At 56.6% G+C, this 25,610-nt stretch carries 20 protein-coding genes and 2 pseudogenes; 10 read left to right on the forward strand and 12 right to left on the reverse strand.

Annotated features, from left to right (window positions below):
* Positions 1 to 134 precede the first annotated feature (134 nt).
* Positions 135 to 842: an orotidine 5'-phosphate decarboxylase / HUMPS family protein gene (locus tag CGZ80_RS17575; protein WP_094416838.1), complete on the reverse strand. Its 708-nt coding sequence runs from the start codon at positions 840 to 842 to the stop codon at positions 135 to 137.
* A 206-nt stretch (positions 843 to 1,048) separates the two neighbouring features.
* Between CGZ80_RS17575 and CGZ80_RS17580 the strand changes: the two genes are divergently transcribed.
* Positions 1,049 to 2,581, forward strand: a complete 1,533-nt coding sequence (locus tag CGZ80_RS17580; protein ID WP_094416840.1) for a HEAT repeat domain-containing protein — start codon at positions 1,049 to 1,051, stop codon at positions 2,579 to 2,581.
* Positions 2,582 to 2,586: 5 nt separating this feature from the next.
* On the opposite strand, the gene CGZ80_RS17585 is transcribed toward CGZ80_RS17580, so the two are convergent.
* On the reverse strand, positions 2,587 to 4,002 hold the full coding sequence (locus CGZ80_RS17585) for a hypothetical protein (protein ID WP_094416842.1): 1,416 nt from the start codon (positions 4,000 to 4,002) through the stop codon (positions 2,587 to 2,589).
* A gap of 409 nt (positions 4,003 to 4,411) precedes the next feature.
* Here CGZ80_RS17585 and CGZ80_RS17590 point away from each other — a divergent pair, with 409 nt between their 5' ends.
* The gene (locus CGZ80_RS17590; RefSeq protein ID WP_094416874.1) at positions 4,412 to 5,587 is read left to right on the forward strand and encodes a trans-sulfuration enzyme family protein; all 1,176 of its coding nucleotides are present in this window, start codon (positions 4,412 to 4,414) and stop codon (positions 5,585 to 5,587) included.
* Complete coding sequence (locus CGZ80_RS17595; protein WP_094416844.1) at positions 5,584 to 6,747, forward strand: trans-sulfuration enzyme family protein; 1,164 nt, start codon at positions 5,584 to 5,586, stop codon at positions 6,745 to 6,747. Before CGZ80_RS17590 ends, CGZ80_RS17595 begins: the two co-directional genes overlap by 4 nt.
* Here CGZ80_RS17595 and CGZ80_RS17600 read toward each other — a convergent pair.
* The 3 genes from CGZ80_RS17600 to CGZ80_RS17610 all read right to left on the reverse strand — a co-directional run bounded on the left by CGZ80_RS17600 (position 6,744) and on the right by CGZ80_RS17610 (position 9,581).
* Positions 6,744 to 7,886 (reverse strand): iron-containing alcohol dehydrogenase, encoded by a 1,143-nt coding sequence (locus CGZ80_RS17600; RefSeq protein WP_094416876.1) that lies wholly within the window; start codon positions 7,884 to 7,886, stop codon positions 6,744 to 6,746. The genes CGZ80_RS17595 and CGZ80_RS17600 overlap by 4 nt on opposite strands.
* Positions 7,887 to 7,984: 98 nt before the next feature.
* Entirely contained in the window at positions 7,985 to 8,956 is a 972-nt protein-coding gene (gene epsC / locus CGZ80_RS17605) for a serine O-acetyltransferase EpsC (protein ID WP_094416846.1), read from the reverse strand.
* A 223-nt stretch (positions 8,957 to 9,179) separates the two neighbouring features.
* Positions 9,180 to 9,581, reverse strand: a complete 402-nt coding sequence (locus tag CGZ80_RS17610; RefSeq protein WP_094416878.1) for a hypothetical protein — start codon at positions 9,579 to 9,581, stop codon at positions 9,180 to 9,182.
* 330 nt (positions 9,582 to 9,911) lie between these two features.
* On the opposite strand from CGZ80_RS17610, the gene CGZ80_RS17615 reads away from it, so the two are divergent.
* Positions 9,912 to 10,334, forward strand: coding sequence for a hypothetical protein (locus tag CGZ80_RS17615; RefSeq protein ID WP_094416848.1), 423 nt, complete (start codon positions 9,912 to 9,914; stop codon positions 10,332 to 10,334).
* On the opposite strand, the gene CGZ80_RS17620 is transcribed toward CGZ80_RS17615, so the two are convergent.
* A complete protein-coding gene (locus tag CGZ80_RS17620) occupies positions 10,331 to 11,737 on the reverse strand; it encodes a tetratricopeptide repeat protein (RefSeq protein ID WP_094416850.1) in 1,407 nt (468 codons plus the stop codon). The two genes, CGZ80_RS17615 and CGZ80_RS17620, sit on opposite strands and share 4 nt — an antisense overlap.
* Positions 11,738 to 11,889: 152 nt before the next feature.
* Positions 11,890 to 13,443 carry a sigma-70 family RNA polymerase sigma factor gene (locus tag CGZ80_RS17625; RefSeq protein ID WP_094416852.1) on the reverse strand — a complete coding sequence of 518 codons (1,554 nt, stop codon included), beginning with the start codon at positions 13,441 to 13,443 and terminating at the stop codon, positions 11,890 to 11,892.
* A 925-nt stretch (positions 13,444 to 14,368) separates the two neighbouring features.
* Here CGZ80_RS17625 and CGZ80_RS17630 point away from each other — a divergent pair.
* A complete protein-coding gene (locus CGZ80_RS17630; protein ID WP_094416854.1) occupies positions 14,369 to 14,797 on the forward strand; it encodes a hypothetical protein in 429 nt (142 codons plus the stop codon).
* 92 nt (positions 14,798 to 14,889) lie between these two features.
* On the opposite strand, the gene rnhA is transcribed toward CGZ80_RS17630, so the two are convergent.
* Positions 14,890 to 15,348 carry a ribonuclease HI gene (gene rnhA, locus CGZ80_RS17635; protein ID WP_094416856.1) on the reverse strand — a complete coding sequence of 153 codons (459 nt, stop codon included), beginning with the start codon at positions 15,346 to 15,348 and terminating at the stop codon, positions 14,890 to 14,892.
* The gene (locus CGZ80_RS17640) at positions 15,345 to 17,180 is read right to left on the reverse strand and encodes a sensor histidine kinase (RefSeq protein WP_094416858.1); all 1,836 of its coding nucleotides are present in this window, start codon (positions 17,178 to 17,180) and stop codon (positions 15,345 to 15,347) included. Before CGZ80_RS17640 ends, rnhA begins: the two co-directional genes overlap by 4 nt.
* A 396-nt stretch (positions 17,181 to 17,576) precedes the next feature.
* Between CGZ80_RS17640 and CGZ80_RS17645 the strand changes: the two genes are divergently transcribed.
* Both CGZ80_RS17645 and CGZ80_RS17650 read left to right on the forward strand, forming a co-directional pair.
* Positions 17,577 to 19,118, forward strand: coding sequence for an SHD1 domain-containing protein (locus CGZ80_RS17645; RefSeq protein WP_094416860.1), 1,542 nt, complete (start codon positions 17,577 to 17,579; stop codon positions 19,116 to 19,118).
* Positions 19,119 to 19,303: 185 nt separating this feature from the next.
* The gene (locus tag CGZ80_RS17650) at positions 19,304 to 19,801 is read left to right on the forward strand and encodes a GrpB family protein (RefSeq protein ID WP_233148491.1); all 498 of its coding nucleotides are present in this window, start codon (positions 19,304 to 19,306) and stop codon (positions 19,799 to 19,801) included.
* Between the two features lie 19 nt (positions 19,802 to 19,820).
* Here the strand turns inward: CGZ80_RS17650 and yaaA are convergent, their stop codons facing one another.
* Positions 19,821 to 20,588, reverse strand: a complete 768-nt coding sequence (gene yaaA, locus CGZ80_RS17655) for a peroxide stress protein YaaA (protein WP_094416864.1) — start codon at positions 20,586 to 20,588, stop codon at positions 19,821 to 19,823.
* Between the two features lie 56 nt (positions 20,589 to 20,644).
* Between yaaA and CGZ80_RS17660 the strand changes: the two genes are divergently transcribed.
* Positions 20,645 to 21,427, forward strand: coding sequence for a class I SAM-dependent methyltransferase (locus CGZ80_RS17660; RefSeq protein WP_094416866.1), 783 nt, complete (start codon positions 20,645 to 20,647; stop codon positions 21,425 to 21,427).
* Positions 21,428 to 21,474: 47 nt separating this feature from the next.
* On the opposite strand, the gene CGZ80_RS17665 is transcribed toward CGZ80_RS17660, so the two are convergent.
* Entirely contained in the window at positions 21,475 to 22,512 is a 1,038-nt protein-coding gene (locus tag CGZ80_RS17665) for a ThuA domain-containing protein (RefSeq protein WP_233148492.1), read from the reverse strand.
* 1,007 nt (positions 22,513 to 23,519) lie between these two features.
* Between CGZ80_RS17665 and CGZ80_RS17675 the strand changes: the two are divergent.
* Positions 23,520 to 24,715, forward strand: a pseudogene (locus tag CGZ80_RS17675) (ammonium transporter).
* 305 nt (positions 24,716 to 25,020) lie between these two features.
* Positions 25,021 to 25,368, forward strand: a complete 348-nt coding sequence (locus tag CGZ80_RS17680) for a P-II family nitrogen regulator (RefSeq protein WP_094416870.1) — start codon at positions 25,021 to 25,023, stop codon at positions 25,366 to 25,368.
* An 18-nt stretch (positions 25,369 to 25,386) separates the two neighbouring features.
* Here CGZ80_RS17680 and CGZ80_RS28710 read toward each other — a convergent pair.
* A pseudogene (locus CGZ80_RS28710) lies at positions 25,387 to 25,610 on the reverse strand (hypothetical protein); the annotation flags it as partial.

Here is a 25,610-nt window from a genome sequence, read left to right on the forward strand (position 1 = left end):
TCTCGACTTCACGGATTTCGACCGAACCTTTTTCGGGCGAAAAGTTAACGACAGCAGGTGATTTCATAGGGGCAGAAGAACGGGGAAGGGGAGGGCGGGGAATGAGAGATGTGTTTCGTTTTATAAGCCGGCGATCAAGTTCCAGATGTGGTTTTGACGTCTTGTGCATGAACGGCGTCACAGATCATGCGCAAGCTGGCTTCGAGATTTCCGTCGGCGGTTTTAAAGGCGTCGGCGTCGATCGTCAGTGGTGCTCCTAAGACGACCAGTGGTGCGCCATAACTCGGGCACGCGATCGCTTGTTCGAGCGTTAACCCGCCGACGGCTTGAACGGGGACTTTGACGGCATCGACGACTTCGCGAAGCTGGTCCATGGGGCTTGGCATGCGGTTGCCAGCGGCAGCGATCCCCCGGCGCTCGTCATAGCCGATGTGGTGAATGATGTAGTCGCAGCCGAGGTCCTCGAGCCACTTGGCACCGGCGACCATGTCGTCGCTGACCATGTTGTCGCCCATGACTTTGACGCCAAAGTCCGCACCCGCTTTCACGACACACTTGACAGTTTCGGCGTGTGCCCGTGCCATCACAACGACATGGGTTGCGCCGGCCTTGGCCATCATTTCGGCTTCCAGGTATCCGCCGTCCATCGTTTTCAAGTCGGCAACGATGGGGGTTTCTGGAAACGCTTTGCGAAGGGCGCGGACGCCGTGCAAGCCTTCGGCAAGGATCAATGGTGTGCCCGCTTCGAGCCAGTCGACACCGGCACGCATTGCCAGGGCTGCCGTTTCGAGGGCTTCATCAATGTTGGTCAAGTCGAGCGAGATCTGGACGATCGGTTTCATCAGAAAGGATGTCTTCAGGCGGGAGGATGGGAGGAGGCAGCAGGCCGGTAGGGGACACGTATGCTACCACGTGGTTGAGCCGCGATGGAACGGGATCATGGCTGACGATTTGCAGCACTGGAAATTCGGTGGGTCGACAAAAAAGGCCCGTGGGTCGAAACTGGTACGGAGTCCCCATTTCAACTACGAAATCCCCCGGCACCCTCGTGTCTTTAGAAACCACCCTTTCAGCCCTTGTCGGCCCCGAAACAGACCCCGTTGCGGCGGGCTACCGACTGAAAGAAATCGCGGCCGGCGATGCGAGCTCGGCCAAACAAGTCCTGCTGTATTTTGGCGAGCATCTCGAAGCCCTTTCCGCGTCCGATCCCGCGATCATTGGAACGTTGCTGCGTGTGCTGCACACCCAATTGGCGACCGACGAAAACGCCAAGAGCGAACTTGCCTCGGTCGAGCCAAATTTGGTCAGCCAAATCGACGAAGCGCTGCCCGAGAATGTTTCCAATCGGCACCTTTTGCTGCAGTTATTGACGCACACGCGTAGTGACGAGGCGCTCGTGCTGTTGGTCAATCGTTTGGTCGAGCGTCCGCTTGATGATTGGATGCAAGTGGGACAAGTGCTCGGGCCGTTGATGACGCACGATGATTGGAATACCGACGCGTTGTTTCCGAAGATCCTAGAGTGCATTGCCGAGCCGTCGATGGCGTCGCCGATGTTGGACTTGGCAAACTACCTGTATCGCAGCGATCGTGTTGATCCGCACCCGGCCGAGTCGATGATCGGTTCGCTCCAAGAATTGTTGGGCGCGGTCTCGCGACGACTGGAGCGGTTCGAAGAGGACCCGCGTTCGCTTGGCGACGACGTACCGACCGTTCAAAAACGGCTTGGCGAAGCGGTCGCCTTGGCGGTTTCGCTGTGCGATTCGTTGGCGTCGATCGGCGATCCGACTTCGGTTGGCAAGCTCAACCAAACCGTGACGCTGCGTCACCGACGTGTCCAATGCGAAGCTGCTGGTGCGTTGGCAAAGCTTGGCGACGAAGACGGGCGTAAACGTTTGATCGAACTGGCTGACGAACCGGCCGCACGGTTGCGAGCGATCGCGTATGCCGATGAACTTGGGTTCGGCGAAGAGATCGACGAAAAGCTGCGTTCGGAAGAGTCGACTGCGGAAGCGGAGATGGCTTTGTGGTTGACTCAGCCGCACCAGATGGGCGTCCCGCCAACACGTGTCGAAGTCGCCGCCAACCGCCGGATGCTATGGCCCAGCTTCGATGATCCGGTTGATGTGATCTTGGTCCGCTTCGAATACGACACCGGCAATGGACTGTATAGCAACATCGGCTTAACCGGTCCCGGTGTGTGTGCGTTGAGCTGTGATTTGGCGGACATGCCGATCGACGATATCTATGCAATCTATGCGGGCTGGCACGCCGAACACGAAGACATCTTTTCCGTTCCGGCCGAGTCGCAGAACGAGGCCCAGATTCGTGTGATGGAAACGTTCCAACAGCACTTGCAGCACGTGGGCTATGAAGACTTGAAGCCACAATTGCTGGGTCTGTTTCTAGATGAACGTGCCGGAGTCTTTTCGGCGACCCGCGAAGGCACCACTTGTTTGGTCGTGACCGATGGGCTGGAAACGATTGACCAGGCCACCGCCGGACGGCATCGTCCACTAGGACCAGAAGACATCTTCAACCTTTATAAAGGTCGCAAGATGCTGCGCACGTTTAACTCGTAACCTAGCTAGCTGCCAGCTCGTGGCGTGTTCGCCGCGGCTGGTGTTTCTTTGCGATGTTGTTCGATCAACGCCAAGACACGTTGGCGGATCAGCTTGCGTGCTTTTTCTTCGTTACGGCGTTGACGTTGAAAGCTTTTGAACTGTTCTAGTTCACGCGGGCCGGATTCCATGCCATGTTGCTCCAGTTGGCGTTGAATCTCTTCCCACATCTCCGCTTCTTCCTCGGTCATTTCCAGGTCTTCTGCTTCTTCCTGTTCAGCATCGTTGTCGCCAGAATCTTTGGGGACGATTTGTTGGCCGGGGAGCAACGGCTGGCCAGGAATCACGCGACGACCCGACCTGTCGGTCGCGACGACCAGGTCTTCGAGGATGATACCGACGATCGAATGTTCCGCCGGTTTGACAAAGCCGACATCTACCACTGGGACCGAGTACAAGTGAGCGATAGCGGCTGCGGCAACGTCACGGAGTTGCACGTCGCTTTCGATACTGCCGATAAACTGTTTCCGAACAATGACCGTGGGATCGTCCAGATAAGGCACCAATCGCGTCGTATCATCGGGAACGCCTTGGCTAGCGAGTGCCTGGATCGCGCGGGCGATCAAGTCCGCATCGGGGTTTTGGTCAAGTGTTTCAATTGCCAACTCTCGTGTGATGTCCAGCTTCCATTCCAAGGCGATGCGTAGCACCCGGTCGCGAACACTGATGTGGCTTTGACGCATCCACTTCGAAACGATGGCTTTAAAAGGATCGCCGAACACGGGGTCGCCACGCAGGTCGTTTGCGGGGTGAAGCTGCAACAGGGTGTAAACGCTTAAGTCGTATTCCACGTCGGTTTGGACGTCACTGCTGATCGGTGGCAGAAGCAGCGCCAGTAAGTCCAGACGCAATGGAGCTTGGCGCAGTCCGGCGCCGCGAAAGCGGAGCTTGTCGCTCACCTTGGCGATCGCACCGAGAACGTCACCGCGGGTGCCTCCCATCGCTTCGAGCGCATAAGGGTGTTCGCGATACAGATCCACAAACATCTCGCGGACTTGCTGTGAATCGTTGAACAGCTTTTCAAATTCCGGCCAGCCTTCCAAGTCCGTGGGCTGCCCTTTTAAAAATCGTTCGATGCGATCTTCGAACTGTTGCTCGCTCAACATGCCGATGATGCGGCCGAGGCGATCGAGTTGTTCGGGATCTGAAACTTTTTCGCGAAGGTCACGCATGACGGGGATCGCCTCAACCCCGGCGTGGAACAGGTTTTCGGAAGCCTGTTCACGTGCTTTGAATTGGTCGCTGGAAAGCTCTCGCACCCACTGTTCGATCTGTTGTTGGGCGACCGGCTGTTGTTGGGCGACCGGCTGTTGGGGTGCTGCGAAAAGGGTGTCGGCGGAGGATGCGACCGTCACGGCAGCCAACAGCGTTGATAGCAACATTGCCTGCCAGCTAGCAGACAAAGTCGCCCGTTGGTGGTTCGGTTTGACGGAGGCGCGAATGGCGGCTGGGCCCTGAGGGTCGACACCCCGAGTGGACCCTAAACCCCGACAGTGGCGTGGGTTATCGGCCGCGTGTTGAGAAATTGAATGGATCATGCCGTCAATCAGGTCGGCGAATTGCCAATGCGGAAAGTGCAAAAACGTTTTGCCTTGTCGATTCTATCTTGCCCAGCTAGTCTGTGTGGAGTGACATTCTGGGACAGGCAATGTCTCGGGTGTATTTAACGGGATTTAAGGCCACTTGCAGCCCTTCTGCTAAAGAGCCATGAGAACAGAACAAACATCATGCGACGCGTCAGCGTCATCCAAGGCAACCGCGAACTCAGTTGCTAACCAGTCTGGCACCGAAATGCGGAAAGCCGATCTTTCGACTCAGTGCGTCCACGCTGGCGAGGCTCGCCAAAAAGACGCGGGTAGTATCACGACGCCGGTCTACACCGCGGCGACCTTCACCTTCGAATCGACTGACGATCTGTTGCGATTCGTCAATGGCGAAGAACAGCGTGAGGAATACGGTCGCTACGGCAACCCCAACGAGAAGAGCGTCGAAGCGAAAATCGCCGCACTCGAAAGGTGCGAAGAAGCGATCGTCTATGGCAGCGGTATGGCGGCAATCGTCGGCCTGTTGATGACGAAGCTTTCTTCCGGCGATGAGATCGTTTTCTTTGACCAGTGTTATCACCGCAGTCGCGAGTTTTGCGCAAAGCACCTCGCGCGTTTCGGCGTCGTCACCCGCCAAGTCAAAACGGGCGACTTCGAAGCGATGGAAGCAGCCATCAACGAAAACACCAAAATGTTGGTCAGCGAATCGCCGACCAACCCCCATCTGTCGGTTATCGACCTGGAACGCTTCGCCGCTGTCGGTAAAGCGAATGAAGTCGAAACGCTGATTGATGCGACTTTGGCAACGCCCTACAACTTGAATCCCACCGAGTACGGCGTTGACTACGTTTTGCACTCGGCGACCAAGTACCTGGGCGGGCACAACGATTTGATCGCCGGCGTGATCTGCGGCAGTAAAGAACAACTGGAATCGGTTCGCAAGATGCGCGGCATCTTGGGCAACATCAACTCGCCACACAACATGTACTTGTTGGAGCGTGGGCTAAAGACGTTCGAGTTGCGGATGCAACGTCAGAACGAAAACGGGCTTCGCTTGGCACAGTTCCTGGAAGCACACCCACGCGTCGAACGTGTTTATTACCCGGGACTGGAAAGTCACCCGTCGCATGCGATTGCCAAAGCGCAAATGAAAGGCTTCGGCGGTTTGATCACATTCACGATCCGTGACGCCGACTGGAAGCAGACCGCGAACATTGTTGATGCCGCTCGGATTCCACGCATCGCGCCAAGCTTGGGCGGTGTGGAGTCACTGATCGAGCAACCGTTGGTGATGAGCTATTTCCACTGTACGCCAGAGGAACGTGAACGCTTTGGCATCAGCGACAACATGATTCGTATGTCTTGCGGGATCGAAAACACCGAAGACTTAATCGCCGATTTGGAACAAGCACTGACAGCATGAGCGAGCAGGACAAGAAGGACCTTTCGTTTCGGACCCGCGCCATCCACGGCGGAAATGACATCGACCCGGCAACCGGGGCAGTTGTTCCGCCGGTTCACTTTGCCAGCACGTTTCGCCAGCCAGGCGCCGGTGTGTGGGGCGAGTTTGATTACTCACGAAGCGGAAACCCGACCAGGGCCCACCTGCAAACGACGCTCGCGTCACTCGAATCTGGTTGCGGATCACTTGCTTACTCCACCGGCATGGCCGCGATCCACGGCGTCATGATGCTGTTGGAAACGGGCGACCATGTGATCGCCGGCTGTGACCTTTACGGTGGTGCCTATCGGCTGTTGCACAAGATTTGCAACCGCAGCGGGATCACCGTTTCATTGGTTGACATGACTGATGTTGATGCCGTGGCTGCGGCAATCACCGACAAAACAAAGCTGATTTGGGCCGAATCGATCGGCAACCCAAGGCTGTCGATTCCAGACCTGCCGAAGCTTGCCGAACTGGCAAAGCAACGTGGCGTGTTGATTGGCGTCGACAATACGTTCGCAACGCCAAGCTTGATTCGGCCGCTGGAGTGTGGCATCGACATCGTGATGCATTCGGCGACCAAGTACTTGGGTGGTCACAGTGATTGCCTGGGCGGGACCGTCGCCGTGGCTGATCCTGAATTGTACGATCGACTGTATTTCATCCTAAACGCGACCGGCGCGGTTTTGGATCCGATGAGTTCGTTCTTGATAACGCGTGGGCTGAAAACGCTGGACTTGCGCGTTCGCGAACAAAGCAAAACCGCTTTGCCCATTGCCAAGTGGCTGCAAGAACATCCCAAGGTTCGTAACGTCCTGTACCCAGGGTTGGAAAGCCATCCGCAGTTTGAACTTGCCGGCAAACTGTTTGAAGGCGGCTTCGGTGCGATGGTCACGTTCGAGCTGGACGCTGGGATCGAAGAAACCGCCCGTGTTTGCGAAGCGACGAAGCTGTTCCACCTCGCGGTCAGCTTGGGTGCGGTGGAGTCACTGATCGAGCAGCCAGCGACAATGTCACATGCCAGCTATGACGCCAACGACCGAGCGAAGTTTGGTATTACCGATGGCTTGATTCGCTTGTCGGTTGGTCTGGAGTCGTTTGAGGACTTGAAAGACGACCTCGCCCAAGCGATCGGCTAGGCGACCGAGCGGTAAAGCTGCTCGGCATTGTGACGATCCAATGGGACTGGGTTGAAGTTCCCGGTCCATTGCTGCAGCGCTTCTTCGACAAAGGCCTCGATCCCACTTGCTGGGATTTGCAATGCGTTCAAGCTGGTCGCCAAGTTGGCTTCTTCTAACCAGCGCGTGACCAACTGGGCGAGTTTTTCCGGTGCTTCGTCAACGGAGGTCGTCGGTTCGATTTCACGCATCAATTCGGCGTACCAATCGGCGTGCTGCTGGCCATTCAGTCGAATCACTGCGGGCAGCATCAGTCCGACCGCTTGGCCGTGAGTGATGTCGTGGCGTGCCGTCAACGGATTCGCCGTCGCGTGTGCGGCACCCAGCATCGAGGTTTCGATCGCCATTCCGGCAAAGCAGGCACCGAGTTGCATCGCGCTGCGGGCGTCGACGTCCTCGGGCCGATTCAGAACGGTCGAGAAACCCGATGCGAGCAGGCCAAACGCTCGCCGGCTGTACGTGATTGACATTGGGTTTCGTCGATTCGTCACGTAGGTTTCGATCGCATGTGAAATCGCATCGATCCCGGTCAGTGCGGTGACCGCACGTGGCTGTGTGACCGTCAGTTCTGGATCCAGGACCGCGATGCTGCATGCGGCACGCTTGTCGCCACAGGCCATTTTGACGTGGGATTCCGCATCGCTGATCAAGGCAAACGATTGGGCTTCGCTGCCCGTTCCGCTGGTGGTCGGGATGGCGATCATCGGCAGCAAATCGGCCGTCGCTTTTCCAACCCCGTGGTAATCGTGGATGGTGCCGCCGCAGGAGTAGACAAAGTTAATGCCTTTGCAACAGTCCATGCTGCTGCCGCCGCCCAGACCGATTAGCAGGTCCGGCTTGGCCTCGGCTGCTTTTCGGACGCCAGCATCGACCATCGCGGAGGTCGGGTTTTCGGCGAAGTCATGGAAGGACTCGACGCGAAGGCCCGCGTTTTTTAGTAGTTCGACCGCCCGGTCAAAGTGCCCGGCTTGGACGATCCCATGATCGCTGACAACCAGCACGCACTTGGGGCGAAATTCGGCAGCCAGTTCGCCAAGTCGAGCGAACACGCCCTGACCAAACACGAATCGGGTGCGATTGACGATGTCGAATGGTTGCAACGTGGGCATTGCTGGCGGGAAACTCTAGGCGGTGGGAACGTTCGCGGAATGGTAGTTTACCGCCAAGTCAGGCGACTGAATCACCCAGTCGGCGAACTTCATATTTGGTAGGAACCCGACTCGGCCGGGGACGATGCCTTACCCCCACCGCGGACCTTCAAATCGGGCTTTTCCAAGACGACAGTTGTATTTGGGGAAACGCTTTGGGTCACCCAAACGCTCGACCCTATCACGCTGTCATGGCCGATGACTGTTTTGCCGCCCAAGATGGTGGCGTTCGCATAAACCACCACATTGTCCTGGATCGTGGGGTGGCGTTTTTGGCCACGGATCAACGAGCCGTCATCGTCCGTCTTGAAGCTCAACGCCCCCAGGGTCACACCCTGGTAAAGCTTGACGCGGTCACCGATATCGCAAGTTTCGCCGATGACGACGCCAGTGCCGTGATCGATGAAAAAATACTTGCCGATTTTCGCGCCAGGGTGAATGTCGATTCCCGTTTGTTTGTGCGCCCACTCGGTCATCATTCGTGGGATGAACGGCACGCTGAGCTGTACCAATTCATGTGCGATCCGGTAAACGGTTACCGCTTCGACACCGGGATAGCAAAAGACGACTTCGTCGGTGGTCTGGCATGCCGGGTCACCGTCGTAAGCCGCTTGGACATCAGTGGCCAGTGTCTTGCGCAGATCCGGGATCCGCTCAAGCAGTTCGATCGCCATCGCTTGACCCTTCGCCTCGTAGTCGGTCTCGCTTTCGCAATCCGAATGGCTGTTGCGTACACGGTCTTCGTGGCGCAGGGCCCGAGCGATCTGGGTCGTCAGCTTGTCGTGCAGCGAATCGATGATGCTGCCGACGTGGTAAACAATGTTGCCGGCGTGCAGGCCAATGCGGCGACGATAGCCCGGGTACAAGACGTCTTTGATATCCAGCAGGATTTCGACGATGCCCTCGTAACTTGGCAGCGGACAGTGCCCCAAATGGTTGATTCCATCATCCGGGGTGTAGCTGGCCACAATGCGATCGGTTAATCGCGGCAACTGTTCTTTCAATCGTACGTCGGATGCCACAGCACTTTCTCTGACACGCTAAACAGAACGTGATCGTTTTGAACTCTCAAATCGGCGGACATGCGAACAGATCGACGATGCCCACCACAGACAACTACTTCAACAGTCCGTCGCACTTACAGACAGGTTCGCCACTTTTTGGTCTTCCCTGATCCGGCAAGGCACACAGGTTTGTGGCCTTGCCGCTGGAAACCGATGACGAACCGATCCCGCCATAGCGGAATTAACGTCCGATGGACGGCGGGTCGCTTTGCAGAAAATCACGTGGACCGCGAACCGTGTAATACGGGTACGCGACCTGTCCGGTCGGCGGTCCAGGGGTGAACTGCTGCGACTGGGCGCGTTGATGCCCCATCGCGCCGGCACCGGGGCCGAGGTGCGAGCTGTAATCCAGTCCGCCTTGCTGCCAACCGATCGAACCAGGTGCACATCCGGTGCGGCATCCACTGCCACACGAGTTGCATCCGGCCATCTTGCCGAGCAAGCCAGAGCCACAATTGCCAGTCGAACAAGTTCCTGTTGAACAGGTTCCGTTCGAGCAACCTTTGCGTGTTTGATGACGCAAGCAGCCGGTGCTGACGAGCAGCAGTCCGGCCAATGATCCAATCCACATCCAACGGTTCATCGCGGAATCCTTTTGTGCTTCTTGCCAGTCAGAGACCACTGAACGGGACAGCCGATCTCTTTGAGTCTTGAGCCAGAATGCGGGAACCTCTGGCACAGTGTCACCATCGACGATCCAGCCCCCACGGTGCACACAATCCATGCGACCAGCACAACGGATTTTAAAAGGCGATCGGAAAGGCGACGTAGATTGCCCAACCGTTGCTAGCAACATCACGATCGCTCGAACTGGCATTGTCGCAGTGCCGGTCGACTTGGTACCGGCGAGGCTAGCGGGCGATGTGCGATCTGCGCCGTCCAACGATTCTCTCCACCAAAACCGCATTCAATCATGATTGAACGCCTTTGCAAATTCGCTGCCGCGATCGCCTTTGTGCTGATCAGTTCGACGGCCGTACAAGCACAAACGACGATCTATCCGGGGAACCTCCCGCCAACTCCCGCGCAAAGCAAGGCGCCTTCGCTGGAAGACTACTTGGCCAGCCGGTTGCGTGCGGCATCAGAGGACCAGCGGAGTTATGTCCACGAAATCGTCCGCTTGATCGAGCAGGGCCGCTTGGACAAGAAGCTCGTGTTGGCCTTGGAACGCCGGTCGCGTGGCAAGAACCCCGTGTTTCCGCTGCCCGTCTTCGAGCGCACGCTGCGGTTCGAAGCCGCCCGCCGCCATATCAACGTGCCAACGATCCAGGAGATCGTCGCCCGCAACGGGGCAACGGCAGCACGTTCGATCCAGGATTCACGGTATCCACGTTAGCTTGTCGAGCTGGATCGCAAGTGTTCGTGGACTCGCTCGACGACGCTGCTCCAATTTCCCATCTGATCCTGACGAAACATTGTGATGCTGGGGTACCAGGCGGTGTTTTGCCCCTTGGTAAGCCACCGCCAGTCAGGGACCTTGCCCAATAGCAACAGCGTTGGCACACCTAGGGAACCTGCTAGGTGAGCTAATGACGTGTCGGTGGTCACCACGGCGTCGATGTTTTTCATGACCGCAGCGGTGTCGGTAAAGGCACCGCCGGAGGTGTCGGTGTCGTCTGGCAATCGGCTGATTTTGCTACCAAAGTCGACTTGGTCGATTTGTTCGCTGCCAAAGCCGAGTTGCAAACTGATCAGGTGAAGGCTGTCGTCTTCCGCCAGTGGCCGAAGCACTTCCAAGGGGACACTGCGATAAACGTCGGCATGATGCTTCGGATTGCCCTGCCAAGCGATCCCGATCCGTTTTCGATGGTCTTTGCCTAAATCGTTCTTTTCCATCCAGTGAAGCCAATAGTTCACAAGTGGATCGGAAACGTTTAGGTACCCCGAATGACTTCCATGGTCGTGAAAAAAATCTTTTCCGAGCGGGAGTTCGCCGGTGAACTGGTACCAGCCGTCGACCGCATCGATAAACGAAGCTTGGAAATCAACGGGCGGCAGTTGGCTTCCCGTTGGCAGCAGCGATTGAACACCGCGAACGGAAGTGAACAGCGGGATCATTGCTGGTGAGCATTGCACAACCACGCTCGCGCCGGCTTGTGCGAGGACCGATGCGACGCGGATGAAGTTCATCTCGTCACCGCGGCCTTGCTCGGGGTACAGCAGGATGCTGCGGCCTTCGATCGGTTGGCCGGTCCACAGCGGTGCGGGTGAATGGGGGCGTCGCATCCCGGGCATTTTCCAACGCCAGCGGTACTCGGGCCAGCCGCGATCGAAATCACCTTGCAGCAGATAAATCACGCCTAGATTTCGGTGCAGTTCCGCATCGTCGGGGGCGATTTCCAGGCCTTTCTCGTACCACGCGAGCCCACGTTCGACTTCGCCCGACCAGATCCAAAGTGTGCCGCGGTTCTTGTAAACCGACAAATACTTTTGATCCATCGAGAGCGCTTTGCCAAAGCACTTGTCGCTCTCGTCGACGTCGCCGACCATCCGCAGTGAATTGCCCAGGTTGTTCCAGGCAATCGGGAAGTGTTCTTTCAGTGAGATGGCTTGGCGGTACGACGCGACGGATTCTTGGTACCGACGTTGATCGAACAGTGCGATCCCAAGATACACGTGGGCTTCGGGGTTCCGTGGAGCCTGTTTAATGACGTGTTGGTAGACGCGGAGGGCTTCATCGATTTTCCCAGCCTGGTGAACTTTCCACCCCTGTGAAAGCACATCTGCAACGGTCGGCATTGAATTAGAAAGAAAAGAGGACGGATGCCGCGGATGTCCGGTGCCTCGTGTTCAGCCGAGGATTAGCGGCAAAAATAAAAGGCGACGATTATGGCTCATAATCGTCGCCTTCGGTGGTCGCGTCACTGATGCGAATGCATCAGTCAGGCAAGTTAGTCGAGGAAGCCAACCAAGTCCTGGCTTCGGCTTGGCTGTTGCAGCTTGCGAACCGCTTTGGCTTCGATCTGACGGATCCGTTCACGTGTCACCTTGAAGATGTGGCCAACCTCTTCGAGGGTGTAGCTGTAACCATCCCCGAGGCCGTAACGCAATTTGATGATTTCGCGTTCGCGGTACGAGAGCGACTTGAGGACATTGGTGATTCGGTCACGCAGCATCTCTTGGGTCGCACCGATTTGCGGGCTTTCGGCGGTTCCGTCGGGCAGCAGATCACCAAACTGGCTGTCTTCGCTGTTTCCGACTGGGCGGTCCAGGGAGATCGGGAAACGGCTCATCGTCAGGACGCGGCGTGCTTCTTCGACGGTCACGTCAGCGCGACGAGCGGTTTCTTCGATTGTGGGTTCGCGTCCGAGTTCTTGCAGCAATTGTCGAGCGACGTTGCGAACGCGGCTCATGGTTTCGACCATGTGAACCGGGATCCGAATGGTTCGACTTTGGTCGGCGACGGCACGGGTGATCGCTTGGCGAATCCACCAGGTCGCATAGGTGCAGAACTTGAAACCACGGCGGTATTCGAATTTGTCGACAGCACGCATCAAGCCGGCGTTGCCCTCTTGGATCAAGTCCAGGAACGACAGGCCACGGTTGCGGTACTTCTTCGCGATCGAGACGACCAGACGCAGGTTCCCTTCGCTCAGTTCACGTTTGGCTTGCTGGTATTCGGAGTAAACCGATTTCAGCATATTGACGCGATTACGCAGCGAGGTGGGTGTTTCTTGGCAAGCGGTCAGGATCTGGCGGCGCTCGTGCAGCAGTTGGTCGCGTGTTTCACGGCCGTGCTTGGTGCGTTTTTGGTCGTTGATCAGCTCATCGATTTCGGTCAGTCGGGCGCTGAATTTTTCCAGCAGCTCGATACGGGTTTCGATGCGTTGGGTACGCAGGCCTAATTCTTCGATCAGTCGAACGGCGCGGCGACGGCGGCGTGCCAGCGATCGCCACGCTTCGGCGCGGCGTCGTTTGGACGCGCTTTTGCTGAGAGCGACCTTGAAATCGTGTTTGTTGCGTTTGAGCAACGTCTGCAGGGTCAGCAGGTTGTGCGGCAAACGGCCGATGATCTGTTCTTTTTCCAGTCGATCGGTCACCGAGACTTGAACGGTTCGGTCGAAGGGAAGCTGTCCGCGATAGACTTTTTTGAGCGTTTTGTAGGCTTCGACCAAGACGTAGTGGTTTTCCAGCAGCTTGGTGCGGAAGCGTCGGCGAGTTTCTTCGATGCGTTTTGCCAGCTCGATCTCTTGCCGTCGCGTCAGCAACGGGATTTCACCCATCTGAGTCAAATACATGCGAACCGGGTCATCGGACCAGGTTTCCGCCTCTTCAGCGAGCAGCTCGTCGGGGCTGTCCAGCTGGACTTCACCTTCGGCTACTTGAGGCGATGAGACGCCGTCATCTTCGTTCTCGTCGACGGGCAATTTGCGAAAGCCACCGGTCACTGCTTCGGCAGACTGTGCGGCAACGTCGTCGAATTCGTCCAAGAGGGTATCGAACAAAGCTAGGGCTCCAGGAGGAATATTTCAGGTTGTTGAAGGATGATGTGATGATCGGTGTGGTCGAGATAACTGGTTATCGAACACTTGGCTCGCTCCAGATTACTTCAACCCGGCCGCACGTCAGCAGAACGTTCCGCTTTCAGTGCTTGGGGAATGGCCAGAATCATGGTGTGGAAGAATCACTGACTACTCGCATCATTGAAATTCGCTGCGAAAACTCTACCACCCCTCTGACGTTTCCCTGGAGGTCTCCGCCAATTGGAAGAACTTTCCTCTTGTCCCAATTGGTTCTGATTGGTTGACTCTGTCGGTTACTGAAAGCCGAGCGGCGTAAGCGCACCGATCGACAGGCATTTCCCCGTGCAAAATTTCCCAACAAGAGAGGCCCCCCTCGTAACGGTTTCTGATTCAGACAACTGCGAAGGCCATTGCTAATTCCCAAATAAAAGTGAAAATCCTGATTAAGGCATTCGACTTCATTTAGGACGCCAGCTCTTTGACACTCGCAAGCTGAGTCGTGCCGTCTTGGCCGTTCCCGATTTGTTCACGCCCACGTGATGGGAAGCAATTTCAACTCCTTTGAACTGCTGTACGAACAAATTAGTTCGCTATTTGACCGCGAGTCATCCGGGATGTCCGGCAATCATCTGCTAACGCGTCTGGGCCGCATTTCGTCCGAGTCAGAAAAAACACGGAATTCAGCGCGGCGTTAGCGATCCGATGCGGGAGCGGTGCGTAATGTGGCGTGTTCGAGTACGAGTAAGATTCTAGTCCGGGCAATGGCTCGGTCCAGCCGCTATCACTTCAAAAGTTCTTCATATTTCAGTCGATGTACTTGCTATCTTGCCCAAATTGTCAAGCGGACGTGTCGGTCACCCCAGCACAGGCGGGAGATAGCCTGGCGTGTCCCAGCTGTGGCGAATCGATGGTCATTCCCACCCTCGGCCAGCTCCGCAAACTTCCCCGTGTCGAAACCGAATCCGACCGTCCCGAAACGACGGCCGTGAACCCCGGGAGCAACATCGGTTTCACCGCGATGATGTTGCTTTCGGTCATCGCCCTGTTGATCGCCGGATACTGCGGGATTTGCTGGGCCGCGATCAGCGTTGATCAGACGCAGGAATCACACATCGCCGAGATCGTCGAGCATTACGGTGAAGCGGAACCCGGGGCGATGATCCTGGAGTTCGAACACATGGAAGCTCAAGCACTCGAGTTGACCGCCCCGTTTGACTACCAAATCGTGATCGAAAAGAAGGCCAACTGGGGACGTAATGCAGCCATCAGTGGTGCGGCCGCCGTCATCTTCGCCATCGTCGGACTGACCCTCGTGAAAGGTCGTCGGTCGACCTAAAGTTTTTCGCTTTGACGGATCGGACACTTAGGATTCGATCGTGCGAGCTATCAAGCCTACGCGTCTGCTTCGACAATGCTTTTAATGTCGCGTTATCGCTTCACCAGATAACGCTGATAGGCCTCAACAGCCAGCTGGTCACAACGCTCGTTCTCGATGTGACCGCTATGGCCTTTGACATGCTCGAACGTGATCGTGTGCGTTTGCATCAGTCGGTCCAGCTCTTGCCAGAGTTCAACGTTTTTGACGGGAACTAACTTTGAACCGTCTTTGCGTTTCCAACCGCGGCTCTTCCAGCCCGCCATCCAAGTCTTCATCCCTTGCAGCACATAACTGCTGTCGGCATACAGCGTGACTTGGCAGGGTTCCTTCAGCGCTTTCAACCCTTCGATCACCGCTTGCAATTCCATCTGGTTGTTGGTCGCGGTTGGCGTTCCGGCAGCCCGCTCAAGTTCCTTGCCTGTCTTTTCGCATCGCAAGACGAACGCCCAGCCGCCTGGCCCAGGGTTTCCGCTGCACGCGCCGTCGGTAAATAGTTTGACTGATTTCATTTTGTGGTCGGTTGAAAGCCCGGTGGTTGACTGAGTTCGTTGGCAGCTTGAAGCGACTCGTCACTGAGCCGCCATGGCAATTCGACCCAAAACGTACTGCCACGTCCGAGCTCGCTTTCAAAGCCGACTTCGCCGCCCAAGAGTTTGGCAAGTTCTTTGACGATGGACAGCCCTAGCCCCGTCCCGGCAAACTCACGCGTTAAGCCCTCTCCATCAAGCACTTTGCGGCTCTGGCGGAACTTCTGGAAGATGATCGACTGGTCTTCTTCCGCGATCCCTACACCCGTGTCGATCACAAGCATCCGAAACCGCTCGCCCCCGGAATCGCCGTCTGAAAGCCCGGCGGGCAAGTCTTCGACGCAGATCGTTACCTTGCCACCTTCCGGTGTGAACTTGATCGCATTGGAAAGCAAATTGTTGATAATCTGCCCCAGTTTGTTTGGATCTTGATAGGCGAGTGGAAGCTTCTCTGGGATCTCCGTGGTCAGTGAGATGTGTTTCTCCTCACTAAGCGATCCGATCATGTCCGCTTGGGCGGCGATTAGGCGTCCCAGATCAAATTCGTTGCGACGGACTTCCATCTTGCCCGCTTCGACTTTGGCCAGATCCAAGATGTCGTTGATCATTTCTAGCAATAGCCGACCGCTCTTCTGGATGTTCTCGGCGTACCGACGCTGCTTGTCGGTTAAGGCATCGATCCCATGCAGTACTTCCGAGAACCCGATGATGCTGTTTAGCGGCGTCCGCAATTCGTGGCTCATGTTGGCCATGAAATCGCTCTTCACCCGGTTGGCTTCGTAAAGCTGCCAGTTGAGCTGCGCGAGTTGATCAACGCGGGCATCCAATTCAGCATTGATGATGCGTTCTTTCTCCTGGCTCTCCAACATCCCACGTAGCATTCGGTTGAATGCGTCGGCGAGTTCACGAAACTCATCTTCGGATTCGATCGTCGCCCGCTTGGTCACGTCGCCATGGGTGATCGCTTCGCTGACATCGCGGATGTGGTAAAGCGGTTCAAGAACTAAGTACCGAATCAACGCGTGCAACATGTAGAGCGTCATCGCGACGATGAACAAAGCCAATGCGACCACGATCGAGCTCACCCAAGTCGTCTGGTCTTCGGTGTCCTTGTAGGGCATCGTCACGCGAATGACGCGAAAGGGCACCAATTCGGCAAGCTTGATCGGGTTCCCGCCGGCCGCTTGCTTGAGCCTCTTGTCTTCCGAGTAATGGCATGAGCTGCATTCCCGTTTGGGGAACGGAAAGATCGGGCGGTAATAGATGTATGAACCGTTGACGGGACCGACTTGTTGGTGGATCGGCTGTGTTCCCAGGCCGATCATGCTCATCGACTCGTTCTCCCCTAGATCGAATGACTCGGTGATCTCGGGATCCTGGGCAATGATGTGAGCCATCTGCTCGCGGAACTGCGGCAATAGGGCTTCCAGTCGTTCACGCTCCGTCGCGTCTTCTGGGGGCATCACCGGCGGCAGGTCGACAAAAGGTGTTTTGTCCTCCAGTCCTAAAATCTCGAACTGGATATCCTGCGCCAAAATCTCGCTACGTAGATCTGCCATCACATTCGTATTGAACGCGATTGCCTCTTCCTTGCAGCCGTCTGCCCAGATCGCATCGCTATGCAGCAGCATCAGTTCCGCGTCTGCTAAATCCTGGGCCCGCTGTTGGGTTGTCCGCAGCACAAGCCGATTGCCCAGCGTCTGGACGACAAAAAACGCCCCGCACATCAGCACGGTGAAAAAGAAACCGAAAAACAGCAAGCTCTTTCGCTCAAGGCTCATCGACGAAAACAGCCGTTGAACGAAACGAAACATCAGAGCGCGATCCTGCGGTAAAATGGTTGTCAGTGTGAGAGGAGTTCAGCAGCCCCCACTGTGGCTGTTGCCATCGGCCGTTAATACTCCGGCCGGTTGATACCCCGGCTCAGTTTGTCAGCTCAAAATGCAAGGAAGCCGCGGAAGCCGAGCGTGGCACGATCTGCCAACGACACGTTTTATCGGCAAGTCCGATTCAATTGACAGACCAGTCAACTGGCGGCGAATCAATTACTTCATCTGCAAATTGCCCATTTTATCTGCTTGAGACTGCATTTTGGCTCAATTAGCATTGAAGGTTCTCATTCGCGCCCAAGCGTGCGTCTTAACACCTCGAACACAAATCGTTCTTGAATTTACAAGCTGCGGCTTTTTTGAGCCGTCCAGGAGCCTAACATGATGAAACGAAAGGTCCGCATCACCACCCGGTGGGCCCTCGTCGCGTGCTTGTCGACCGTTCTCGGCGTTGGACCGGCAACCGCAGGCGGATTGCTGAAACGCCTGCGATGCAAAACGGCCGACCCGTGCCCGCCCACCTGTGCCCCGATCGAATGCGCTCCTGTTTGCTGCGAGCCTGTCGTTTGCGAACCAGCTTGCTGTGCTGAACCCGCACCATGCACTTCTGGATGTGGCGACGCAGCTGCCGCTGCTTCTTCGACCGCCGAAGAATCGAATGAAGCTCCTCCGGTTGTCGACGGTACCCCCGCTGAAACCGAAGAAACCTTCGACGCTCCGTCGACTGAAGAAGTCGAAGAGTACGAAGCGGAAATGACGCCAGTGCCTGAGCTGCCGGCCGAAACCGAAGCCGAGCCTAATCCATTCGACAAGCCAGCGCCCGTTGTCACCGAAACGGAAGCTCCTGCCGACGTACCCGTCGAGGAAGCTGTCGAAACAGAAATGCCCGTCGAGCCAGTCGTTCCCGCCGAAGTCGAAGCTCCCGTAGAAGAAGCTCCCGCGGAGGTAGAAGCGCCAGCCGAAGCGGAGATGCCTGTTGAAGAAGCGCCAGTTGAAGAAGCGCCTGCCGAGGAAACGGCCGAACCTGCACTCGACGACCTGTTTGGTGACACGCCAGACGCTCCCGCCGAAATGGAAGCCGCAGAGCCGGCCAACGAGTCGGTAGATGACCTGTTCGGCGACAGCCCTGCGGAAACGCCCGCCGAAGCACCCGCCGAGGAGCCAGCGACTGATTCGATGGACGATCTGTTCGGGACGCCAGGAGAAGACGCAGCGGCACCTGTTGAAACGCCAGCTGAAGAACCAGCAACTGACTCGCTCGATGACCTGTTCGGCGGTGCCGCAGGTGACGATGCGGCACCGGCCGAAGCTGCTGCAGAAGACTCGATGGACGATCTGTTTGGCGAGCCTGCCGCACCGGCTGAAGCTGAAGCGGCTCCCGCAACAGACTCGATTGACGATCTGTTCGGTGGCACCTCCGAGGAAGCCGCACCGGCAGAAGCGACTGAAGAGCCGATGGACGACCTCTTCGGCACCCCTGACGACGAACCTGCCGCACCCGCAGAGGAGTCCGGCGATTCGCTCGATGACTTGGAAGACCTGTTTGGCCCAGCCGACGACGCAGCTCCTGCTGATGAAACTCCAGCAGAAGAGGGCGAAAGTCTTGGCGACAGCCTGGATGATTTGTTCGGCCAAACAGTTGCCGAAGAAGGCGTCACCGTTCAAGTCACCACCGTCGAACGGACCCCTGCGATCAACCCGCTGGCCGAAACTCACGTCCGCACGTGGATCGACAACACCGGTAGCTTCAGTGTTAAAGGTCGCTTGATCGAAATCAATGCGGACAATGTTCGGCTGCTAAAGGACAACGGCAACACTTGCACCGTGCCAGCCGGACGCCTGTGCCCAGCCGACGAAGCCTATGTCGATTCGATTCGCAAGAAGATCAGTCTGGATAAGCTCGCTATGTTGAGCAGCAACTGATCGATTGCGATTCGTCGCTCGAACGAAGCAAAACTTGAAAGCCTGTCGCAACCGCGGCAGGCTTTTTTTGGTTTGCAACATCGATACACGAGTCAAATCATGACAAACCGCTAAGATGTCTCGGCCGTAACCTGATGTCACGCAACACGTCGCCCGACTGCTCCATGCACCATTCCGTTCGATTAATGCATTTCGATCCTCGCTGGAAACAGGAGTTCGAGCAAACACGAAGCGGTATCCTGCAGAGCTGCAATGGTTGGGTGACGCAGGTTGAGCACATCGGTAGCACTGCGATCAGCGGCATGATTGCCCAGCCAATCATCGACATTGTCGCAGCTGTGGATGACGACCAGCATCGTGAGCAGGCGATCGAAGAATCATCCACCCTGATCGAAGGCCTCTACTTTGGTCGCCGGCAGCCGCCGATGTGGGCAGCCGAAACGATCGTGCTGGAAAAGCCACGCGGCGGTGATCCCACCCACCGTGTTTTCCTGACCTACACGGGTAGCCCGTTCTTGCGCAGTGCATTGCTGATTCGTCAGCGCCTTGCCGATGACCGTGAACTGTCCCTGCGATTCGAAACCACGAAGGTCGACCGCTGGCGTCATGGCGAAGGCGATCCGAATCGCTACGCCGCTGACAAGTCGGTGTTCTTTGCACACGTCATTGAACAGGCCGAGTAGGACGCGGTTAATTTACGGGTTAGCCACGCAAGAACACGGGCTTCGATTCAGTTGATGAGGCTTCGTCGTAGCGGTATCCGTCGCCGTCGAATTGCTGAAGTTTTTTCATTGTCTTGGCCTTTTTGCGGATCACCCATGCGGCCATCGTCCCGCGAGCCTTTTTCGCATAGACCGTCACGATCTTGTACTCGCCTTTGGTCTTGTCCTTGAACACCGGCGAGACGACGTCTGCGGCGAGCGTCTTCTTGTCGACAGCTTTGAAGTACTCGTTGGATGCGCAGTTCAGCACGAACTTGGATCCGGTTACTCCGAGTTGCTCGTTGATCAGTTCGGCCAAGCGTGTTCCCCAGAACTGATAAAGGTCTTTGCCGCGTTTGTTCTTTAGCTTTGTGCCCATTTCCAATCGGTACGGCAAGATGCCATCAAGCGGTCGCAGGATGCCGTAAAGCCCCGAGAGGATTCGCAGGTGGTCCTGGGCATATTCAAGCTGCTTGGCGGTTAGCGTTTCGGCTTCTAGTCCAAAATAAACGTCGCCTTTAAAAGCCAACGCCGCTTGCCGCGTGTCGACGTCAGGCATCGGCGATTTCCAGTCCTGGAAGCGCTCCCGGTTCAGTGCGGCTAGTTCATCGCTAATTCCCATCAGTGAGCGGATGTCTTTGGCGGACAGCTTCTTGAGTTCGATGGCCAATTCCGCACTCGCATCGATCAGTTCGGGTGTGGTTTTGATTTTTGATTTGATCGGGGAGTCGTAGTCCAATCGCTTGGACGGGGAGAGCAGGATCAGCATGGGAAATTCAATAGCCGGTGGTGGACGCGAGATTGTCGAGCGGTTAAAAGCCTGTCATGGAAGTACTCAACGAATCGATCTACGATCACCCTAAGTATTACGATTTGGTCTTTGGCGCCGACTGTGCTGCGGAGACAAAATTCATCCTCGGTTGCGCACAGCTGTACCTGAGCAAACCTGCCAAGCGGTTCTTCGAACCCGCCTGCGGGACGGGGCGTTTGATTTACCACCTTGCACGCAAAGGTTATGACGTCGATGGCTTGGATCTGAACCCCAAGGCGATCGAATTTTGCAATGAGCGTTTCGAAAAGCACGGTTATGACTTCCGTGCCTTCGTTGCTGACATGTCAGACTTCAAGGTCAAACGCAAATTCGACGTTGCGTTCAACACCATCAACAGCTTTCGACACCTTCCTACGGAAGCCGCCGCACGCGGACACATGGATTCGATGGCGGGGGCTGTTCGTGTCGGCGGGCTGTACCTGTTGGGCGTGCATTTGACGCCGACCAAAGCCGAGCCGAGTGATGGCGAATCATGGTCCGCCCGTCGCGGTTACCTAACGGTCAACACGCACATGTGGACCAACGACCGCAACCCCAAGAAGCGTGTCGAACGCTATGGAATCCGGTTTGATATCCACAAGCCGTCGGGCAGCTTCCGGATCAACGATGAGTTAGTTTTGCGGAGCTACACCCGGAAGCAGATGGACCAACTGATCAGCCAAAACGGCAAGTGGGAAACCGTCGCTACTTATGACTTCGGCTACGATCTTGCTGACCCGATCGAAGTCGACGATGCCACCGAAGACGTTGTTTACGTGCTCAAACGCAAACGCTGAAACGGGCGTCCGCTCGCGACGCCCTAAAGACTTCATCCGCCGACGTCTCAATCGAAATCGCGGGTGCTGACTTTGTCCTGCCCCGGAAAGTCTTCGGGAACCTCGGTAAGTGTCACTTCGCCTGTCGCTGCCCACTCACAGCCACGCACGAACGTGGTGATAAAGCCAACGCAGCTGACTGCGCCTTCGTCGTGCCCCATCGTGGTGTGGAAGATACGCCCCTTGCCAAAATCGATCGTCATCAGTTTCGGCTCATGGCGGTCTGTCCCGGCGTACTTCGGGTCGGCATAGGCCGTCGCCAAGATGGTCATGTTGAGCGCTGGGCCGCGCAGCTTTTGATACAGCTCGTCTTTGCTGTGCAGCCACGCCCGCGGTAAGCCTTTGACGATCGGGTGTTCGGGCTGGCGAATGACGATTTGGTAGGCGTGCGCGGGGCCATGGTTACCACCTGGGCCCTTCGTCATGTCACGCTGCAACTCACCTTCTTTGTCGTAGTAAACGTAGGGTCCTGATCCCTCGTTGCGGCCACCCCAACCGCCCAGTCCGATCATCTCGTTGTATTCCGTCCAGGATCCGAATGAGTTATCGGCAGCATGAACGACAACGAAACCGCCACCTTCGGAGACAAATTTTGTGAGCGCCTTCTGAGTTTCCTCGGGCCAAGGTGCTGCTCCCCAGCCAAAGTTGCTGATTACGAGGTCGTACTTGGCGAATTCCGGTTTGAAGTTGGGGTCAGGCTTTACTTGCGGCAAGTCCTCGTACTCCTTGCCATCCTCCAAGGGGTATTGCTCAAGTAGCTTGCCACCGTTCCATGTAAACGCGGAACGCTCAACATCCACTTCGAATCGACCTGTGTCTTCCAGGTACGACTTCATCATCATGGTGGTCTTTGGCCAGGCGGGGTGATTGTTCTGACCGTCGACGATCAACGCTTGCAGCTTTGCCGGCGCGTTTGGCTCTTCCGCAAAAGCAGGAATCACTGAGCCGGACACCATCACCAGGGCGGCAATTCGGACCATCAGGCGACGCGTGACGCGGAGTTTGCAAGTGGTTGAACCCTGTGATCCGTTTTTCAGAATGAGCATGTTGTTGCGATCGGTTCGTTTGGAAGCGGAGTTGCCGGCGAGTCATCGTTGACTGGCGGAGTTGAGCGAAGCGGTAAGTATAGGTCACGAGCAAGGCTTTGCGTCGATTCCCGATATCGGTGAGGGCTCGGAAGTGCGTCCTGGTGACCGTTTGCCTCCAGATCGGATTTGATTGCAACGAACATTCTTGACGCCGAAAGGCTCAGAAGTCGTGCAGGCGTGCTTGCAAGTTGCCCGCTCCCTGTGCGGCTCGCAGCCAGTTCTGCACTAATCGCTTCTTGTGCGGCAATACTGCGCATTGGGGAATGCCGTCATTCGCGGGGATCATTCCCCATCTGCATGTTTCTTGTGCATTGCTCTGCGCGCATCTTAGGCAACTCGCGTCGGTCAACCGCCGCCAACCGTCAAAGGTTGATCAACGGCAAATTTATTCTTTTTTTTTAAAGCGTTCATCTCACTGAACTTACGTCCGCGTGTTTGGCGACCGGCGGACATTTGGCTCGCGGTGTGCGAAGACGCTCTCCCGATCGAGCGGACGATCGCATTCCACAAGTTTCTCTCATCAATGAACCGATGGATGGCCCGGGCAGGAGAGGTGACGAGCGGAGTCGTGCTGTTTGCTTGGATGTTGTTGCGGCGAGGCCGGATGGAGATACGCCGATCGACATCACCATGAACTCGACGGTTTCGAGGGCTTGGTAGTCGTGCCGACTGACAGTCGGCTCAACATATTTCCGTTTTCACCAGAAGAGAATGTAAGAATGACTCACCTCGGAAAGTGGCTGTTGCCACTTGCGCTGCTGATTGCAGCCTTCACGGTCATCGGGATGGACAGTCCCGGTGCTTTCGCACAAGACGCTGCGGAGGCAGCAACCGAAGTCGTCGAAGCGGCACCTGCGGAAGAAGCTCCTGCAGGATTCGACGCACAGGATTACAACTACACGATCAACACGTTGATCATGTTCATCTGTGCCGTTCTCGTTATTTTTATGCAAGCCGGTTTCGCGATGGTCGAAGTCGGTTTGAACTCGGCCAAGAACACCGTCAACATCCTCGCGAAGAACGTGATGGATATCTCGGTCGGTGTGATCTTGTTCTTGTTCCTCGGCTACGCACTGATGTACCCAGGCCTTCCTGAAGACGGAGTTTATCCGGATTCGTGGATCGCAGCCGGTTACTTGGGTGCACCTGGCGCATTTGTTGCAGCCGACGATCCGACCAGTGGCGACTTCAGCAACTCGGCTGACTTCTTGTTCCAAGTCGCGTTCGCAGCAACCGCCGCAACGATCGTTTCGGGTGCTGTTGCTGGCCGTATGAAATTCGGTGCGTACCTGATTTACAGTGCAATCTTGACCGGCCTGATCTACCCAATCAGCGGATCGTGGAAATGGGGCGGCGGATTCTTGGCCGAAATGGGCTTCCAAGACTTTGCCGGTAGCGTCGTCGTCCACGCGGTCGGTGGCTTCGCCGGTTTGGCTGGTGCGATCGCCCTTGGGCCTAGGATCGGGCGTTACACGGCCGATGGGAAAAGCGTTCCATTGCCAGGTCACAACATCGCTTTCGCCGCTCTTGGCGTGTTCATCCTCTGGGTGGGGTGGTACGGATTCAACCCCGGTAGCCAACTGACCTACGCCGGTGGTGCAGACGCTGCAAAAACAACTTACATCGCCTTGACCACCACGATCGCGGCCGCTGCTGGTGCAATCGTCGCTCTGCTGGTCGGCTGGGCTCTGTTCAGCAAGCCTGACTTGACCATGGCACTCAACGGTGTCCTCGGTGGCCTGGTTGCCATCACCGCTAACTGCGATCGGGTTTCGCAAGTTGAATCGCTGATCATCGGCGGAATCGGTGGAGCCTGGTCGTCCTCGGCATCGTGTTGCTGGACAAAATCAAAATCGACGATCCGGTCGGTGCGTGGCCTGTCCACGGGCTGTGTGGTGTCTGGGGCGGTATCGCCACCGGCATCTTCGGTGACCTTCCAGATGGCATCGACAGCGTCGGAGCTTTCATCACCGTTCAGCTGATCGCGACCGTCGTTATCTGTGCTTGGGCTTTCATCACCATGGGTGTCCTGTTCTTCGCCTTGAAGGCAATCGGAATGCTGCGTGTCAGCCCCGAAGAAGAGCAAGCTGGCTTGGACGTGTCGGAACACGGCATGCAAGCTTACCCATCGGACGCGATGGCTGGCCAAGCGGTCTCTTGATCTACCTACCGCCACCCCGTTCCCAGTGAAGCTTGCTTTGCTGGGAGCGGGGTGACCGAACACGTGAGAACTTCTCGGCTCTTGCCTGGGCCAGAAGCGGCCCTGCTCGGGCGAGTGTCCGCCTCGCTCGTCCGAGTTTGGGCTTTCTCGCGAGCCTAAACACTACGCGACGCGAAGCCGGTCACCACTTCCACGGTGGTACCGGCTTTGTTTCGTTGTACATTGTCGGTTATGCTCGCCGGTCTCCTATGGCTCCAATTTGACCGCGGAATTTGCTCGACCAGATCAGTTAGGGAACCCTCTCCGTGAAGCTCATCATCGCTATCATCCAGCCCTCAAAGCTTGACGCCGTCAAAGAAGCCCTGACCGAAGTCGATGTGCACCGATTGACGGTGCTAGATTGCCAAGGCTTCGGCCGCCAAAAGGGGCAGACGGGCAACTACCGGGGCACCGAGTTCAGTGTGAACCTGCTTCGGAAAGTCCAACTCCAAATCGCTGTCAATGAAGAGTTCGTTCGCCCCACAATCGAGGCGATCCTCGAAGGTGGTCGCAGTGGCGATGCCGGCGAAATCGGCGATGGGAAAATCTTCGTGCTGCCGATGGATGACTGCATCCGCATTCGCACCGGCGAACGCGGTAGCGAAGCGATCTAGTGCCGCAGATTCTAATTCCTATGCCACTAGCGCGAGGATCTGCTGAGTCTTGGTGGATTGTGTTTTTTCACGCCAAGTTCGTGGGCGTTTGAGCCTCTCGGATTTTTTCCCTGTGCCGTCATAAGTCCACTCCACAGGCTTGGCGTAGGTGCGGTTGTAGTACTCGATAAAGCTCCGCAGTTTGTCCGCCAAGTCCTTCCGGCTCGTGAAGCTCCCGTGCCGCATCACACGCTTCGCAATCA

This window comes from Rhodopirellula sp. MGV (assembly GCF_002251265.1).
Lineage (GTDB): Bacteria > Planctomycetota > Planctomycetia > Pirellulales > Pirellulaceae > Stieleria > Stieleria baltica_A.